We start from the raw sequence: 16,478 nt of genomic DNA, 5'->3' as shown, positions 1-16,478 counted from the left end.
CGATGACCGTGATCCGGCCGCCCCGTCACGCCGCTCTCCGCCACAGGGCATGGCCGCTGTGCTGCCGTCAGTGCACCGGCATAGCGATCGAGCTGGGCAGCTCCCGCACCCGGGCATGGGCGCTGGGCCGGGGGATCATCCTCGACGTGCGGACCGTGACCTTCCGCAGCGGCGCCTCTCACCCCGTGCAGCGGGGCACGATCGTCGATCCCGAGGGCGCCTCACAGATGCTCGACCGGCTGCTCGGCCGCCGCCTCCCCCTGTTCGGCCACACCGTGATCGCACTGACGACACCCGTCCTCGGTGGCATCGCCTACCGGGAGGCAGCCCGCGAGGCGCTCCGCTCGCTGCGTCCGGCGGCCGTCGTGACGATCCCTACCGCCAAGGCGATCGCTCTCGGCGCCGGGGCGGGGGCCGGGAGCGGGGCCGAACCCGCTGCCGGTGCCGGGCCCGTGACCGACGCCGGGCAGGACGCCGAGGTACAGACGCCCGGTTCCCGTTCCGGAGCTGCGACCGGTTCCGGGTCCGGGCCCGGAGCTGCGGCCGGTGCCGGTTCCGCCCCGTTTCGGCCGCAGCTCATCGTGGATGTCGGCGCCCACCTCACCGAGGTCTTCCTGCTGACCGAGGGCGAGGTCGCGGACGCCCACCGCGCAGAGTTGGGCACCGACGACCTCGACCGCATCCCGAGCCGCCGCATCGTCGGATCCGTGGTCGACACCCTGACCGCCATGCTCCGCCGGGACACCACCTCGCAGACACTCGACGCCCTGCAACACGGCGTGCTCGTCGCAGGCGGAGGCGCCCTGCGTCCCGAGATCACGCACGGTCTCTCCAAGCAGCTCCATGTCCCCGTACGCACCGCTCCGGCACCCCACACCGCGGCGGTACGAGGCGCCGCCCGGCATCTGCAAGCCGTGCACACCCACCCACCGCACACCTTTCTCCACGGCACCACGCCACACCGGCGGTAGCTCCGCTGCGCCCGCCCCCGCCCGGCGCCCGGCCCGCCGCTCCCGTCCCGCCCGTCGGGCGGCCTCAACCCCCGCCGGTCCCGGCCCGGTTGCCATCCGTCCGGTTGCCTTCCGCCTAGTTGCCATCCGCCTCGCGCCGGGGCACGCTCCGCGTGTGATCGAGCTGCGGGTACTCACCCCGGACGACTGGCGGTGCTGGCGCGAACTGCGGCTCGCCGCGCTCGCGGACGCGCCGTACGCCTTCAACTCCCGCCTCGCGGACTGGCAGGGCGGCGGCGACCGCGAGGAGCGGTGGCGGGCCCCGCTGAGCATCCCCGGCTCGTACAACCTCGTCGCCCTGCTCGACGGTGAGCCCGCAGGCATGGCGAGAGGGGTCCCCGGCGCCGAAACCGGCACGGCCCACCTGCACTCCCTGTGGGTCAGCGGCCGCGCCAGGGGCCACGGCGTGGCGGACCGGCTGATGCGGGCGGTGGAGCGGTGGGCGGCCGGGTCGGGAGCCGGGCGCCTGTACCTCGGCGTCCTGCCCGGCAACGGCCACGCGATCGCCCTCTACCGCCGCCACGGATTCGAGGAGACGGCGGCAGGTGCGCCCGGTCGTACGCTCCCCGACGGGCGCCGCGAAGTGACCATGTCGAAGCCGCTCGCATCACAGCGGTGAGGGTCAGGGTACGCACCCGCACCGCACCCGGGTCCGGCCCCGCACCCGCACCCGCACCCGGGTCCGGCCCCGCACCCGGACTCGCACCCGCCCCCCGTCAGCTGTCCGGCGCCCCCTGCTCCCGCTCCCCCTCCACCGCCTGTTCCGCCCAGATGACCTTGCCGTCCTTCGTGTAGCGGGTGCCCCAGCGTTCGGCGAACTGCGCGACGAGGAAGAGGCCGCGCCCGCCCTCGTCCGTCGTGGCCGCATAGCGCAGATGCGGTGAGGTGCTGCTGTGGTCGGAGACCTCGCAGACGAGAGCGCGGTCGCGCAGCAGCCGTACGTTGATGGGCCCCGCGCCGTGGCGGAGGGCGTTGGTGATCAGTTCGCTGAGGATCAGCTCGGTCGTCTCCACCAGCTCCTCCAGTCCCCATTCCGTGAGCCGCTCGGACACCGCGGCCCGCACCTGACGGACCTCCGCGGGGTCGGACTCGACGTCCCACTCGGCGACATGGCTCGCCGCGAGGACCTTGGTACGGGCGACGAGCAGCGCGATGTCGTCGCTCTGAAGCTCCGGGAGCAGGGCGTCGAGCACGGCGTCGCAGGTCTGCTCGGGCGGCCGGTCGACGTGCGTCAGGGTCTCGCGCAGCATCCGCAGCCCCGTGTCGATGTCCTGGTCCCGGCGCTCGACCAGGCCGTCGGTGAACAGCACGAGCGTGCTGCCCTCGGGCAGACGCAACTCCGCGGACTCATAGGGGAGTCCGCCGATGCCGAGCGGAAGCCCCGAGGGCACGTCCACGAACTCCACCGACCCGTCGGGGTTCACGAGCGCGGGCGCCGGGTGGCCCGCTCTCGCGATGAAGCAGCTGCGCGAGACGGAGTCGTAGACCGCGTAGAGACAGGTGGCGCCGACGATGGTGGTCTCGTCGCCGGCCGCGATTGCGTCCTGGTCGATGCGGGTGACCAACTCGTCGAGGTGGCCCAGGAGTTCCTCGGGCGGCAGGTCGAGCGAGGAGAAGTTGCGCTCGGCCGTCCGCAGCCGTCCCATGGTGGCGGCGGCGTGCAGCCCGTGCCCGACGACGTCGCCCATGACGAGCGCGACGCGTGCCCCCGGCAGCGGGATCACGTCGAACCAGTCGCCGCCGACGCTCTCCTGAGCGGGCAGGTAGCGGGTGGCGACCTCCACGGCGCTCTGTTCGGGCATGGCGCGCGGCAGCAGGCTCCGCTGGAGCGTCTCGGCCATGCTGTGCTCGCGGGTGTAGCGGCGTGCGTTGTCGAGGGACACCGCGGCGCGGGCGGCCAGTTCGGAGGCGAGGGCGAGATCGTCGTCCTCGTACGCTCCGGGTTCCTCGGAGCGCCAGAAGTTGACGACGCCCAGCAGCACACCGCGGGCGATCAGCGGCGCGGAGATCAGCGAGTGGATCCCGTACTCGACGATGCGGGAGGCCCGTTCGGGATCGATCGCCTTCCACCCCTGGGACTGGCTCAGCCGGGGCACCAGGACCGCCTGCCCGCTCTCCATGCTGCGGGCGGGCGGCGAGGACGCCACGAAGGTGATCAGGTCGCCGACCGGGAAGAAGGGCGGCTCCTCGCGTACGCCGCTGAAGGCCGTGCGCCGCATCGTCGTGCTGCCGTCGGCGCCGAGGCCGCCGCGGACGCCGTTCACACCCGGTTCGTCACCGCGGAGCACCGGCTCGGCCAGCTCGACGGTGACGTAGTCGGCGAAGCGCGGCACCGCGACGTGTGCCAGCTCCTCGGCAGTACGGGTCACATCGAGGGTGGTGCCGACGCGCACGGTCGCGTCGTACAGCAGCCGCAGACGCCCCCGCACCAGCTCGACCCGCTGCGAGGCCTCGCCGATCATCTCCATGACCTCGTCGGTGCCGAAGTGCTCCTCACCGGCGACGGCGTCGACCGCGAGCCGCGCGGACGCGGCGCCGACCGAACCGGCCAGCTGGGACTCCGCGTGATGGACCAGTTCGGGGGCCGCCTCGGACGCCGGCGAACCGGGCTTGCCTCCCGGGTAGGAGCGCAGCACCCGCTGCGCCCCGTCCCGCCCGAGGAAGCGCTCCAGCAGCTTCTGGAGTTCGCCGACGGTGGCGCGGACCTGCCAGCGCCGGTCCCGTACGGGCTCCGCGAGCACGTCGACGAACTGCAACGCCTGCGCCTGCTCGGCGGGCCCCGGCCGTCCCGCCAGGGAGACCACGACGTACCCGCCGATGTTCAGCAGCGCGCTCCAGAACATCGCATGGCTGATCGGGTCCATGCCCCCCAGCCCGAACAGCTGCTGCGGCCGCAGCTGCCCCACGCCCAACGGGCCCTCGCGCAGGAAGGATTCGGGCATCAGTCCCGCTTCGGCGAAGCTCGGCAGCAGCAGGGTGTACGCCCACACCGCGAACCCCAGCGTCAGGCCGACCAGCACGCCCTTGCGGGTTCCGCCCTTCCAGAACAGGCCGCCCAGGATCGCCGGAGCGAACTGCGCGACCGCCGCGAACGACACCGTGCCGATCGAGCCGAGCGCCGGCCCCTCGCCCGCGAGCCGGAAGTAGCCGTACCCGAGCAGCAGGATCAGCACGATGGTGACCCGCCGGATCCCCAGCACCAGCCCGGCGATGTCGTCGCGCTGGGCCAGCCGGGCCTTGCCGCGCAGCAGCAGCGGCATCACGAGCGAGTTCGACACCATGGTGCTGAGCGCGATCGTCTCGACGATGATCATGCTCGTGCCCGCGCTGATGCCGCCGATGAAGACGAGCAGCGCGAGCGCCTGCGGCCCGTCGGCCAGCGGCAGGGCCAGCACATACGTGTCGACGTCGACGGACTTCCCGAACCGCAGGAGCCCGCCCGCCGCGATCGGCAGCACGAAGAAGGTGATCGCGAGCAGGTACAGCGGGAACAGCCACATCGCCCGCTTGAGGTGCCGCTCGTCGACGTTCTCGACCACGACCATCTGCCACTGCCGGGGCAGCAGCAGGATCGCCAGCATGGACAGCACGTTCAGCCAGATCCACGTGCCGGTGCTGGTGTGGTCCCGCAGCGAGAAGAGCTGGTCGAAGCCCGCGTCCGCCGCCTTGGAGAACAGGTCGCCGAACCCGCTGAACGCCCAGAACGTCACGAAGACCCCGACCGAGACGAATATCGTGAGCTTGACGACGGACTCGAAGGCGATCGCGGCGACGACGCCCTCGTGGCGTTCCGTCGCATCGAGGTGGCGGGTGCCGAAGAGGATGGTGAACGCGGCGAGCAGCAGCGCCACATAGAACGCGGAGTCCTGGAACGGCGGTACGTGCCCCAGGTCCGCGGTGGAGGTGATCTCCGGGTGCCGGCGGATGATCTCGAAGGTGTTGGAGATCGCCTTCAGCTGCAACGAGATGTAGGGAACGATCCCGATCACGGCGATGACCGTCACCAGGCCGCCCAGCGCGGCGCTCTTGCCGTAACGGGCGGAGACGAAGTCGGCCAGCGAAGTGATCCGGTGGCGGCGGCTGATCCGGATGATCCTTCGCAGCAGCAGCCAGCCCAGGGAGAACATGAGCAGCGGCCCGAGATAGACCGACAGGAAGCCGATGCCGGTGGTCGCCGCCGTGCCCACGTTGCCGTAGAAGCCCCAGGCGGTCTCGTACACCGCGAGCGACAGCGCGTAGACGCTGGCCTTGTTGATCACGCTACGGCCGGCGTCCGCACGCCGGTCGGCGAAGAAGGCCACTCCGAAGAGCACACCCAGGTACGCCACCGCGACGGCGACGATCACCCAGGTCTGAAGCAGCACGGCGCTACCTCGATCTGCTGCCGATGACGGCGACCAGCGCGGTCACCACCGCCCAGACGCCGTAGAGGTAGACCCAGATCACGGGCACACCGAAGATCCGGTGCTCGCGGTCGAACTGCGACAGCAGCGGCGGAACGATCAGTACGAGCGTCAGCGCCGCCACGGCTGCCAGGCGCCCGGTGAGCCGCTTGTCCTCTCCCGACTCCGCCACCGGCGCCTCCGCGTCCTCGATGTCACCTCTTGCGACCGCCCAGGTGCGTCCGGTGCCGTACCGATGCCACAGCGGTGCCGCGGCTCAGCCGGGGTCCGCCGCCTCGCCGCCGATCGGCACCGCCCGCCACGGCCGGCACCGTGCCCAGTCCAACACGGCCATGGGACGTCCGCGACTTCTTCGATGTACGGCGACCCGCCGCCCCGATCCGGTGACGGCGTGCCAGTTGCCCTGGCCGCGGGGGACGGTGAGGGGCCGTGAGGGCGCCGCGGCCGCCGGGCCCGCGTCGTGCCGCGTCGCCCGATCCGGTCACGCGACCTTACCCGCGCGGCCCCGGCCCGCTACTTCTGGGTGTTCGCCTCGTAGTCCACGAGCCCTGTCTCCTCCAGGACCGAGAGGTGGTCGAGGACGATGGTGTTGGCCCGCGTCGCCAGCGACCGCACCATCGAGTTGCGGGTCTGGTCGCGCACCAGGCTGATGAGGCCGATGGTCTTGCCGTTCGACTTCCGCAGATCGTTCACAAGCGCTCGGTCGAACTCCGCGCCGCGGGCCTTCTCTATGCCGTCCAGATACTGCTGCTGCTGGGCCGTCGGCTTGTTCGGCAGCGACACCTTCAGCGCGCGGCCCGCCTGGATGACCCGCTTGTCCAACTCGCTGTCGCCTTCGACGACATGGTCGCCCACGGTACGGACCGACCTCCGCGTGCTGCGTTCCTTCGCGGCACGGCCTGCCGGAAGCTCCCACAAGCCCCCGGTGCGCACGGTCCGCATGAACTCACGGTCGAGCGAGTTGACCGGCCCGTACTCCGTCTTCCAGGTGCCCATGCCGTCGTCCTGCCAGCCGGACCTGGAGGCCGCGATGGACCGGTTCCCGTCGAAGAAGTAGACGGGCACCAGCAGCGCGGCCAGCGTCGCTACCAGCCCGCCCACGACCAGCATCGTTCCGACCGCACGTCCCGACGTCATGAGTCCCCTTCCCGCCCACACCTCGTATTGCGACGAAGACGGATACTAATGGTGCCGGTGAGGCTGTGGCCCAGGCTTCGTCCCGACCTGACAAGGTCCTGCTTGAGGTCCTGCTTGAAGTCCCGGTTGTATCCGCGTGACCCGGGCCGCGCGGAGCCCCGGCACGGGCCCTCGATACGGCTGGGTACGGCCCCTCGGCGGGCGCGGTTCCGCAGGCACGGCTCGGCGGGCACGGTCGCCGGGCGGCGCCTCAGAAGTAGCCCTTCTCACCGTCGAGGAGCTCCCGCAGGATGTCCGCGTGCCCCGCGTGACGTGCGGTCTCCTCGATCATGTGGAGCAGGATCCAGCGCAGGGAGGTCTGGTCGGCCCCGTAGCCGGGGTGCTTCCCGATGTCTTCGAGCTCGTGCGCCGCGGTGATCTCGTCCGACACCGCGCACTGCCGCTCGTACTCGTCGAGCAGCCGGGCCAGCGGCACGCCCTCCGTCATCATGTCCGCGTCCTCGGGCCCCTCGTCGAACTGCGGCCCCTCCGCGGGCCGTCCGAGCAGCAGCACCTCGAACCAGCAGTGCTCGACCCAGCGCATGTGGGACACGAGACCGGCCATCGTCATGTACGGGGACGTGGGAAGCACGGCCCGGTGGGCGTCCGCTTCGGAGAGGCCTTCGCACTTCCAGTGCAGGACCGCGCGCTGCATGTCGAGCCATCCGACGAGCTGGGTCCGCTCGTCGGCGTCGAACCGGGGACGTACGCGAGAGGGAGGCATGCCGCGGACGCTAGCCCAGCCGCACCGCCCGCCGCACCGCGATTACGGGCCCGTCACCCGCCTTCGTCGGCCACTCCCCGGGGCCCGGCGACGGCCCGTCCGCTCCGTCCTCTACTCCTCGAACGGGTCGAAGTCCTGGTACTGGCCATGGAGTTCGTCGCGCTCCGCCTCGCGGTCCCGGCGGCGCTGTGCGGCCGGACGCGGGGCCTCCATGCGGTGGTCCTCACCGCGACGCCCGAGCATCTCCGCGCCCGCCATCATCGTCGGCTCCCAGTCGAAGACGACAGCGTCGTCCTCGCCGCCGATGGCGACGCCGTCGCCCTCGCGGGCGCCCGCCTTCATCAACTCCTCCTCCACACCGAGGCGGTTGAGCCGGTCGGCGAGATAGCCGACGGCCTCGTCGTTGTTGAAGTCGGTCTGGTGCACCCAGCGTTCGGGCTTCTCCCCCCGTACGCGGAAGAGCCCGTCGGCCTCCTTCGTCACGGTGAAGCCGGCGTCGTCCACGGCCTTCGGACGGATCACGACGCGCGTCGTCTCCGCCACGGGCCTCGCCGCGCGCGCCTCGTCGACGACCTTGGCGAGCGCGAACGACAGCTCCTTCAGGCCCTGCCGGGAGACGGCGGAGACGTCGAAGACCTGGTAGCCGCGGGCCTGGAGGTCGGGGCGGATGATGTCGGCGAGGTCCTGGCCGTCCGGGATGTCGGTCTTGTTGAGGACGACGACGCGCGGACGCCCCTCCAGGCCGCCGTACTGGGCGAGTTCGTCCTCGATGACGTCCAGGTCGCTCACCGGGTCGCGGTCGGACTCGAGGGTCGCGCAGTCCAGTACGTGTACGAGGACCGAGCACCGCTCGACGTGCCGCAGGAAGTCCAGGCCCAGCCCCCGGCCCTCGCTCGCACCCGGGATCAGCCCCGGCACGTCGGCGATCGTGAAGACGGTCGAACCGGCCGTCACCACACCGAGGTTGGGCACGAGCGTGGTGAAGGGATAGTCGGCGATCTTCGGCTTGGCCGCCGAAAGCACCGAGATGAGCGAGGACTTGCCCGCCGAGGGATAGCCGACGAGCGCGACGTCCGCGACCGTCTTCAGCTCCAGCACGATGTCCCGCGCCTCGCCCGGCTCGCCGAGCAGCGCGAAACCGGGCGCCTTGCGGCGCGGCGAGGCGAGCGCCGCGTTGCCCAGACCGCCGCGTCCGCCCTGCCCCGCGACGAACGCCGTGCCCTTGCCGACCATGTCGGCCAGCACCTCGCCCCTCCCGTCGAGCACGACCGTGCCGTCCGGCACGGGCAGCACCAGGTCCTTGCCGTCGGCGCCCGCGCGGTTGCCGCCCTCCCCGGGCTTGCCGTTGGTGGCCTTGCGGTGCGGGCTGTGGTGGTAGTCGAGCAGGGTCGTCACATCGGGGTCGACGACGAGCACGACATCGCCTCCCCGTCCGCCGTTGCCGCCGTCGGGGCCGCCGAGCGGCTTGAACTTCTCCCGGTGCACGGAGGCACAGCCGTGGCCTCCGTTACCCGCGGCGACGTGCAGTTCGACGCGGTCCACGAAGGTGGTCATGCGGGGTGCCTCCAGGCTGTGGATCGGAACGTGCGGGTGTGCAGTACGCGCGCGTTACGCATGTGCGGTACGCGCCGGCACGGCCGGGGGCCGGGGGCCGGGCCCGGGCTCGCGCGGCCATGCGCCGGCGGTGCGGGGTGGCCGTCCCGCGCCGTGCGTGCCGACACAGCGAGGGCGGACGCGCATCCCGTACGTACGAACGTTGCGTACTCACAGGAGCGGCCGTCCGCCCTCGATGGTGGTGCGTGGCGTGGCTGCGACGAACACAGCCGCCGACGACGCGGGTGACTACTCGGCAGCAGGAACGATGTTGACGACCCTGCGGCCACGGCGCGTGCCGAACTGCACCGCACCGGCGTCCAGCGCGAACAGCGTGTCGTCGCCGCCGCGGCCGACGCCCGCTCCCGGGTGGAAGTGCGTGCCGCGCTGGCGGACGAGGATCTCACCGGCGTTGACGAGCTGACCGCCGAAGCGCTTCACACCCAGGTACTGAGCGTTGGAGTCGCGGCCGTTCCGGGTGGACGATGCGCCCTTCTTGTGTGCCATCTCTGCTCAGTCCCTTACTTCTTCTTGGCCGGGGTGGGGATGTCGGTGACCTTCAGCGCGGTGTGCAGCTGGCGGTGACCGATCCGCTTCTTGTAGCCGGTCTTGTTCTTGTACTTCTGGATGCGGATCTTGTCGCCCTTGTGGTGGTCCACCACCTCGGCCGAGACCTTCACCCCGTCCAGCACCCACGGGTCGCTGGTGACCGTGTCACCGTCCACGACGAGCAGGGTCGAGAGCTCGACGCGCTCGCCGGCCTTGCTCTCGGAAATTCGGTCGACCTCGATGACGTCGCCGACAGACACCTTCTGCTGGCGGCCGCCGGTGCGCACGATTGCGTACACGCGGAACTCTCTCTCGCTCGTCACGGAGCCCCTGACGCCAGCCGCCCGGCGCGGACCCGTCGGAGACGGCGCAAGAACGCCGCCGTCCGGCTCCACGGTCTGATCCGAGTGGATTGAGCGGCCTCTCCCGGACCGACGCCACGGGAGGGAGTTGCTCAGGAGCGTGGCGCATCCATGTCGACACGCCAGCGGCCAAGGTTACGGGGCGCCGCACACGCTGGTCAAACCGGTGCGGCCCCGCCCCGGAGGACCCGCAGCGGGCCCCGCCCGCGCGTGCCGGCACCGGCCCGGGAGCTGCGGCTCGGGGCCCAACTCCCTTATGGAACAAGACGCGAGGCCCCGGCCCATGCGCGGGCCGGGGCCTTGCGGCGATGCGTATGCCGTGGCGACGCCTACGGTGAGCTGTTCACTCCTCGTCGGCGGGCCGGTCGGCAGGCGCTTCGGCGGACTCCTCCGCGGGCGACTGCGCAGGCGCCTCGGCGGGCGGCTCCGCGGGTGCGCCGGACGGTCCGCTCTCGGCGGGTCCTTCCGCCGGTGCGCCGGAGGGCTCGTCCGCGGGCAGGTCGGCCGCCGCGGACACCGAGGACGGTGCGTCCTGCTCGGCCGCGGCCGTCCTCCTGTACGTGGCCGTCCGCCCGGCGGTGGTGTCCGCCGTCCCGCGTGCCGCCCTCCTGGCCGCCGCCCTCTCCAGCACGGAGTCCTCGGCCTCCGGCGAATCCGCCGCCGCGGAGTCCGCGGACCGGTCCCCCGTCTCCGAGGAAGCCGCGTCCGAGGAAGCCGCTGCCGAAGCAGCCGGTGCCTCAGCCGATGGGGCAGCCGATGAGTCAGCCGTACCGGCCTCACCGGAGTCAGCGTCGGCGTCGCCGCCGGCCGCGGGCTCCGTGCCCGTGGCGTCCGGTACGTCAGGTGCGTCCGCGCCCCGCGGCGGTCCGGCCGGAGCGGAGACGCTGCGCGTCACGCGGCGCCGCCGGCTCACCGGAGGAGCTGCCTCCGCCACCGGCGCGTCCGGTACGGGCTCCACCGCGGGCTGCGACGGCGCGTCCGAATGCTCGGACGCGGGCAGCACGATCTCGCCCGCCTCCTCGTCCGACGACCGCGGCGAACCTGCCGGAGCGGAGACGCTGCGGCTGACCCGGCGTCGCGGCCGTGCCGGAGGGGCAGCCTCCGCGGCCGCACCGGCCGCAACCGCACCGCTCGCGTCCGCAACCGCACCGCTCGCGTCCGCCTCGGGCCCGGGGCCCGCGGGCTGCGACGGCTCCACCGGCTCGGGCTGCCCGCCCGTCGTCGCCGGCAGGACCGTGACCACCGCCTCGTCGGAGGCAGGCGGCGAACCGGCGGGAGCCGACGCCTTGCGGGCAGCACGCCGGCGCGTGCGCGCGGGGCGCTCCGCTCCGGCACCCGCGTCCGTGACTGCCTGAACCGCGTCCTGCTGCACGCCGCCCACGGCGCTCACGTCACCGGCGGCGTCCTCGCCACCAGTTACGGAGCTTCCCCGCGAGCGGCTGCGGCCGTTTCCCGGGCCGGTGGCCCCCTTCGGGGTGCTCGCTCCGGCGTCGGCGGTGTCCGCGCCCGTCGCTCTGCGCCCGGTGGGACTCTCGCCCTCCGGACTCTCCTGCTCCGCGGACTCCCGTACAGCGGTTGCGAGTCGGGGCTCGGGTTCGGACTCGGGCCTTCGCGCGGTATCGGTCGCGGTCCCGGTCGCCGTCCGGGTCGCGGTCTCCGCTCCGGCCGTCGTCTCCGCGGACGCCTCCGCCGCTGCGGACTGGGGCGCGCCCTGCGGTGCGGTCGCCTTGCGGCTGCCCCGCCGCCGCGTACGGCTGCGTCCGGACGTCGCCCCGGACGCGGCAGCGGCCTCCGCTTCGGCGACCGAGCCGTAAAGCTCCTCGTCCGGTGCGAACTCCGCGGCCCGTGACTGCTTCGGCTCCGCCTCGGCGGCCTTCGCTGCCTTCGTGGCCTTGGCCCCGCCACCGGACCCGGCCGGAGCGCCGGTCTCCGCCGGTGCCTCGGCCTCCGACGGCGCCTGGCCCTGGCCCTGCGTCTGCTGCGCGGCGCCGCTCTTGCCGCCCCGCTTCTTGCCCTTCTTGCCGCCGCCGGCCGAGGGCTGCTCCATCTGTACGAGCACGCCGCGCCCCTTGCAGTGCACGCACGGCTCGGAGAAGGACTCCAGCAGCCCCTGCCCGACCCGCTTCCGCGTCATCTGCACGAGCCCCAGCGACGTCACCTCGGCGACCTGGTGCTTCGTACGGTCACGGCCCAGGCACTCCAGCAGGCGCCGCAGCACCAGGTCCCGGTTGGACTCCAGCACCATGTCGATGAAGTCGATCACGATGATGCCGCCGAGGTCGCGCAGCCGCAGCTGGCGCACGATCTCCTCGGCCGCCTCCAGGTTGTTCCTGGTGACCGTCTCCTCCAGGTTGCCGCCCTGGCCGGTGAACTTGCCCGTGTTGACGTCGACCACGACCATCGCCTCGGTCCGGTCGATCACCAGCGAACCGCCGCTCGGCAGCCACACCTTGCGGTCCAGCGCCTTCATCAGCTGCTCGTCGATGCGGTACGTGGCGAAGACGTCCGTGTCCGACGTCCACTTCTGCAACCGCTCCGACAGGTCCGGCGCCACATGCGAGACGTAGCCGTGGATCGTGTCCCACGCCTCGTCGCCGCTGACGACGACCTTGGAGAAGTCCTCGTTGAAGATGTCGCGCACGACGCGCACCGTCATGTCGGGCTCGCCGTACAGCAGCGTCGGGGCGTTGCCCTTCTGCGCCTTGCGCTGGATGTCCTCCCACTGGGCCTGCAACCGCTCGACGTCGCGCCGCAGTTCGTCCTCGCTGGCGCCCTCGGCGGCCGTACGGACGATGACGCCCGCGTCCTCCGGGACGACCTTCTTCAGGATCTGCTTCAGCCGCGAACGCTCGGTGTCGGGCAGCTTCCGGCTGATGCCGGTCATCGACCCCTCGGGCACGTAGACCAGGTAGCGGCCGGGCAGCGAGACCTGGCTGGTCAGCCTGGCGCCCTTGTGGCCCATCGGGTCCTTGGTTACCTGCACCAGCACCGACTGGCCGGACTTGAGCGCGGTCTCGATGCGCCGGGGGCCGTTGGCCATGCCCAGCGACTCGAAGTTGACCTCGCCCGCGTACAGGACCGCGTTGCGGCCCTTGCCGATGTCGACGAAGGCGGCCTCCATCGACGGCAGTACGTTCTGCACCTTGCCGAGGTAGACGTTGCCGACGTACGAGGTCGACTGCTCCTTGTTGACGAAGTGCTCCACGAGCACGTCGTCCTCCAGAACGCCGATCTGCGTGCGCTCGCCGCTCTGCCGGACGATCATCTCCCGCTTGACGGCCTCGCGCCGGGCCAGGAACTCCGCCTCGCTGATGATCGGCACCCTGCGGCGGCCCTGCTCGCGGCCCTCGCGGCGGCGCTGCTTCTTCGCCTCCAGCCGCGTCGAGCCCTTGATCGCCTGGACCTCGTCTACGGGCTCTTCCTTGCGCTTGCGCGGCTCGCGGATCTTGACGACCGTGCGCTCCGGGTCGTCTTCCTCGGTCTCGCGGCCACCTCCGGAGTCGCCGCTGTCGCCACCGCGGCGACGACGCCGACGGCGACGGCGGGAGCTGCTGGACGAACCGGAGCCGCCCCCTCCACGGGTCTCCTCGTCCTCGTCACCGTCCTTGCCGGAATCGGCTCCCTCGGCGTCCTCGCCGGAGTCGGCACCCTCACCGGAGGCGGCGCCTCCGGAGCGTCCGCCCTCGCCCTTGCCCGCGGCGGCGCGCTGCGACCGCTTGTCCTGGCCGTCGCGCGCTCCGGAGCCGGAACCGGAGCCGCTCTCCTCGCCCTGCTCGTCCGACGACTCGGGGCTCTCACCACGGCGACGGCGGCGACCGCCGCGGCGACGGCGACGGGCGGGACGCTCGTCCTGGCCCTCCTGCTCGTCGTCCGACTCCGCATCCGTGCCGGACTCGTCAGCCTCTTCGTCCTCGTCGTCGCTCCTGGCGGACGGCTCGTCGCCGTCGCCGGCCTGACGGGCGGCGCCCGAGGAACCGTCGCGGCGACCGCGACGGCGCGAACGCCCGGCCGCGCCGGCCGTCTCCTCCTCGTCCTCGTCGAACTCGTCGCTCTCCTCGGCGGCCGCATCCGCCGCCGCAGCCGCGGCCGCGCTCTGCGGGGTCTGGAACGCCGGCTCCGTGAACACCGGCGGCTGGAACAGCGCCATCGGCGGCTGAGCGGGCTTGCGTGAGTCCGAATCCGCCCCGGCCTCCGCCTCGCTCCCGGACGCGCGGGCTCCGGAGCCCGACCCCGTCCCGGCGGAACCGGACGCCGAACCGGAGGTGGCCCCGGCTGCGGACGATGCGCTCTTCGCGGTCTTACGTGCGGTGCTGCGGCGCCTCGTACGGGCACCGGACTCGGCTTCCTCGGCGGTCTCGCCGGCGTCGGCGGCCTCCGTGCCGCCGTCCGCGGACGCGGACGACTTGGCCGCCGCCCTCGACGAGGTGCTCTTGCGGGCCGAGGCGGACGAGCGGGGCGATGTGCGCGCGGTCTCTCCGGCCGCCGCCTCGCCGTCGCCTTCGGAACCGCCATCGGAACCGCTCTGCTCCGCGGCACCACGGGCCGCGCCGTCCTTCGCGCTCTCCGCGGAGGCAGCCGTCTTACGTGTCGTCCTGCGCCGGGACCGTGCGGGCGCGGCGGACTCGTCGTCGCCCGTACGGGACTGCCCGGCTTCGCCGTCCTTCGCGCTCTCCGCGGCGGACGGCGCGCCCTCGGGGGCGGCGGCCCTTCGCCGGGCACGCGCGGGCGGCGCCGGATCCGACACCGCCTCGGAGCCGGAACCCGCGTCGGCAGCCGCGGCCTGGGCCGCGGCGCCCGCACCGGGCTGCTCCGAGCCGGCCGATACGACCTGCTCGGCGCCCTCAGACTCGCTCACGCTGGGCGCACCCGCGGGGGCGCTCGCCCTGCGGGTGGCGCGACGACGCGTCGGCGCCGACACCGGGGCGGGCGCCTCGGCGGCCTCACCGGCACCACCGGCGTCCGCCGAACTGCCGCCCGCGGAACCAGCGCCGGAGGAGACCGACGTGCTGCTCGCGGCGATCACCTCGGGAGCCGACGGCTCGGCCGGCGGACCGGCCGGGCGGCTCGCGGCACGGCGGCGGCGCGGCGGAAGGGTGTCGCTGGGCGAGAGGCCACCCTCGTCGGGGCCCTCGGCCGCAGAGCTCTCGGCGGAAGTGCTCCCAACGGAGGGGCTCCCAGCCGAAGGGCTCTCGGACTGCCCGGCGTTGCGGGCTCCCGCGCTCTCCGATTCGCGGGTCTGCGGTGCGCTCTGCGCCCCGGCCGGGTCCATCGCGCTCTCCGCACTTCGGGCGCTCACGGCGTTCCCGACGTTTCCGTTGTTGTTCTCCGCGCTCCCTGCGTGCTTCACGCTGTCCGCGGTTGCGCTTTCGTTCTCGTTGTTCGGTTCGAGCATGCGGGCGTTTCTCCCGTCACGCTCCCGGGCGCCGCGCCTCATCCTCACGGTCACGGCTCACGCTCGGGGCGGGCCGTGCCCCGGGGCGCGGGCGCCACACGGGAGCTTGTGTCTCACTCGCCGGTTCCGGTCTGTCCTCGGTACAGACGGCCCGGCTACGGCGAAAGTCTTCTGGTCAATGCGCCTGCCTGCCACGACGCGGACCCGGGTGGCTCCCTGGTGCCTGCATCGGCGGTGGCGCTTTCAACGCTGATCCTCCAGGCTCTCGGCCTACGCGCTGCCGCCCGGCGCCGTCGCGACGAGGGGTGCGTCGCGGTCGGGCGCCAACGGGTCGGTCACCGTGCCGGTCTCCTCATCGAGCGGCCCCTGCGCCAGCCTGGTCACCGCTGCGGGGACCGGCGGCGCCAGGTCGGCCGTAGCTCGGAGGCCGGACAGGACGTCGTCGGGTCGCACGGCAGGTGTCAGGTGCCGTACCACCAGGCGCAGTATCGCACAGGGTCCCGCCCCGCGACCATCGGGGCCTGCCTCGGACACCGCTTCCGCTGAGGTCAGCGACGTGACGGCGGCACGGGCGTCGAAGGTGCGCAGACCCTTCTTGGTCTGCCGTTCGACCTCCACGGACTCCGCCGCGAGGAAGGACGCCACGGCCCGTTCCGCTTCCCGGCGGGCGACCCCGTCGAGCCGGAGCTCCCACTCCGAGGCCTCCAGCCGGTCGGTGAAGTCGGACGTACGGGCCTCGACCGCCTCGACGATGTCGAGCCCGGGCGGCATGGACTCGTCGAGCCGCGAACGCAGCTCCTCGGGGTCCCGCCGCTCTACGAGGCCGATCTCCAGATACTCGGCCTCGCTGCCCGTGCCGGTGGGTGCGGCATTGGCGTAGGAGACCTTGGGGTGCGGGGAGAAGCCGGCGGAGTACGCCATCGGCACCCCCGCCCTGCGCAGCGCTCTCTCGAAAGAACGCTGGAAGTCTCGGTGACTGGTGAACCGGAGGCGGCCGCGCTTGGTGTATCGCAGTCGCACTCGCTGCACGGCGGGTGCGGGCGGCGGGCCTTCGGGCTGTCGCTTGCCCAGTGGTTCTCTCCTCGGTGCCTGATGCGGAGCGGCGGCGGGTGGGGGACGGCCGCCCTCCGCATACGTACGGAATCAAAGTGCTGCCCGGCTGCTCAGCTGTTCAGCCACTCCGCTGTCAGCTGCGACGCCGTTCAGCCGCTGTGCTGTCCAGCCGATCTGTCGCGCTCTGCCGCGCTCTGCCGTCGGCAGGCGCTTCAG

Annotated in this window: 10 protein-coding genes and 1 pseudogene; 2 read left to right on the top strand and 9 right to left on the bottom strand. The window is 72.6% G+C overall.

Going from position 1 to position 16,478, the window contains the following annotated elements; translation table 11 throughout:
• Positions 1 to 2: 2 nt before the first annotated feature.
• Positions 3 to 971, top strand: coding sequence for a rod shape-determining protein (locus tag HCC61_RS02075; RefSeq protein ID WP_169133460.1), 969 nt, complete (start codon positions 3 to 5; stop codon positions 969 to 971).
• A gap of 154 nt (positions 972 to 1,125) precedes the next feature.
• Positions 1,126 to 1,629, top strand: coding sequence for a GNAT family N-acetyltransferase (locus HCC61_RS02070; protein WP_169133459.1), 504 nt, complete (start codon positions 1,126 to 1,128; stop codon positions 1,627 to 1,629).
• A gap of 97 nt (positions 1,630 to 1,726) precedes the next feature.
• On the opposite strand, the pseudogene HCC61_RS02065 reads toward HCC61_RS02070, so the two are convergent.
• The 9 genes and pseudogenes from HCC61_RS02065 to HCC61_RS02025 form a co-directional block, all read right to left on the bottom strand.
• A pseudogene (locus HCC61_RS02065) lies at positions 1,727 to 3,451 on the bottom strand (SpoIIE family protein phosphatase); the annotation flags it as partial.
• 1,927 nt (positions 3,452 to 5,378) lie between these two features.
• Complete coding sequence (locus HCC61_RS02060; RefSeq protein ID WP_169133458.1) at positions 5,379 to 5,585, bottom strand: hypothetical protein; 207 nt, start codon at positions 5,583 to 5,585, stop codon at positions 5,379 to 5,381.
• A 341-nt stretch (positions 5,586 to 5,926) separates the two neighbouring features.
• Positions 5,927 to 6,550: a DUF4142 domain-containing protein gene (locus HCC61_RS02055; protein ID WP_169133457.1), complete on the bottom strand. Its 624-nt coding sequence runs from the start codon at positions 6,548 to 6,550 to the stop codon at positions 5,927 to 5,929.
• A gap of 250 nt (positions 6,551 to 6,800) precedes the next feature.
• Positions 6,801 to 7,313 carry a DinB family protein gene (locus tag HCC61_RS02050; RefSeq protein WP_169133456.1) on the bottom strand — a complete coding sequence of 171 codons (513 nt, stop codon included), beginning with the start codon at positions 7,311 to 7,313 and terminating at the stop codon, positions 6,801 to 6,803.
• A gap of 111 nt (positions 7,314 to 7,424) precedes the next feature.
• Positions 7,425 to 8,867: a GTPase ObgE gene (gene obgE / locus HCC61_RS02045; protein WP_169133455.1), complete on the bottom strand. Its 1,443-nt coding sequence runs from the start codon at positions 8,865 to 8,867 to the stop codon at positions 7,425 to 7,427.
• A 288-nt stretch (positions 8,868 to 9,155) separates the two neighbouring features.
• A complete protein-coding gene (rpmA, locus tag HCC61_RS02040; protein WP_169133454.1) occupies positions 9,156 to 9,413 on the bottom strand; it encodes a 50S ribosomal protein L27 in 258 nt (85 codons plus the stop codon).
• A gap of 14 nt (positions 9,414 to 9,427) precedes the next feature.
• Positions 9,428 to 9,754: a 50S ribosomal protein L21 gene (gene rplU / locus HCC61_RS02035; protein WP_169133828.1), complete on the bottom strand. Its 327-nt coding sequence runs from the start codon at positions 9,752 to 9,754 to the stop codon at positions 9,428 to 9,430.
• Positions 9,755 to 10,160: 406 nt separating this feature from the next.
• Positions 10,161 to 15,209, bottom strand: coding sequence for an Rne/Rng family ribonuclease (locus HCC61_RS02030; protein WP_240968348.1), 5,049 nt, complete (start codon positions 15,207 to 15,209; stop codon positions 10,161 to 10,163).
• Between the two features lie 270 nt (positions 15,210 to 15,479).
• Positions 15,480 to 16,238, bottom strand: a complete 759-nt coding sequence (locus HCC61_RS02025) for a TIGR03936 family radical SAM-associated protein (protein WP_169133453.1) — start codon at positions 16,236 to 16,238, stop codon at positions 15,480 to 15,482.
• Positions 16,239 to 16,478: the final 240 nt, after the last annotated feature.

It is taken from the genome of Streptomyces sp. HNM0575 (genome assembly GCF_012726265.1).
Lineage (GTDB): Bacteria > Actinomycetota > Actinomycetes > Streptomycetales > Streptomycetaceae > Streptomyces.
The sequence above is the reverse complement of the archived record's forward strand: the minus strand, read 5'-3'. Positions and strand labels throughout refer to the sequence as shown.

Coding starts and splice junctions, on each gene's coding strand:
- HCC61_RS02075 (WP_169133460.1), top strand. CDS start 3: ATGACCGTGATCCGGCCGCCCCGTCACGCCGCTCTCCGCCACAGGGCA.
- HCC61_RS02055 (WP_169133457.1), bottom strand. CDS start 6,550: ATGACGTCGGGACGTGCGGTCGGAACGATGCTGGTCGTGGGCGGGCTG.
- HCC61_RS02050 (WP_169133456.1), bottom strand. CDS start 7,313: ATGCCTCCCTCTCGCGTACGTCCCCGGTTCGACGCCGACGAGCGGACC.
- obgE (WP_169133455.1), bottom strand. CDS start 8,867: ATGACCACCTTCGTGGACCGCGTCGAACTGCACGTCGCCGCGGGTAAC.
- rpmA (WP_169133454.1), bottom strand. CDS start 9,413: ATGGCACACAAGAAGGGCGCATCGTCCACCCGGAACGGCCGCGACTCC.
- HCC61_RS02030 (WP_240968348.1), bottom strand. CDS start 15,209: ATGCTCGAACCGAACAACGAGAACGAAAGCGCAACCGCGGACAGCGTG.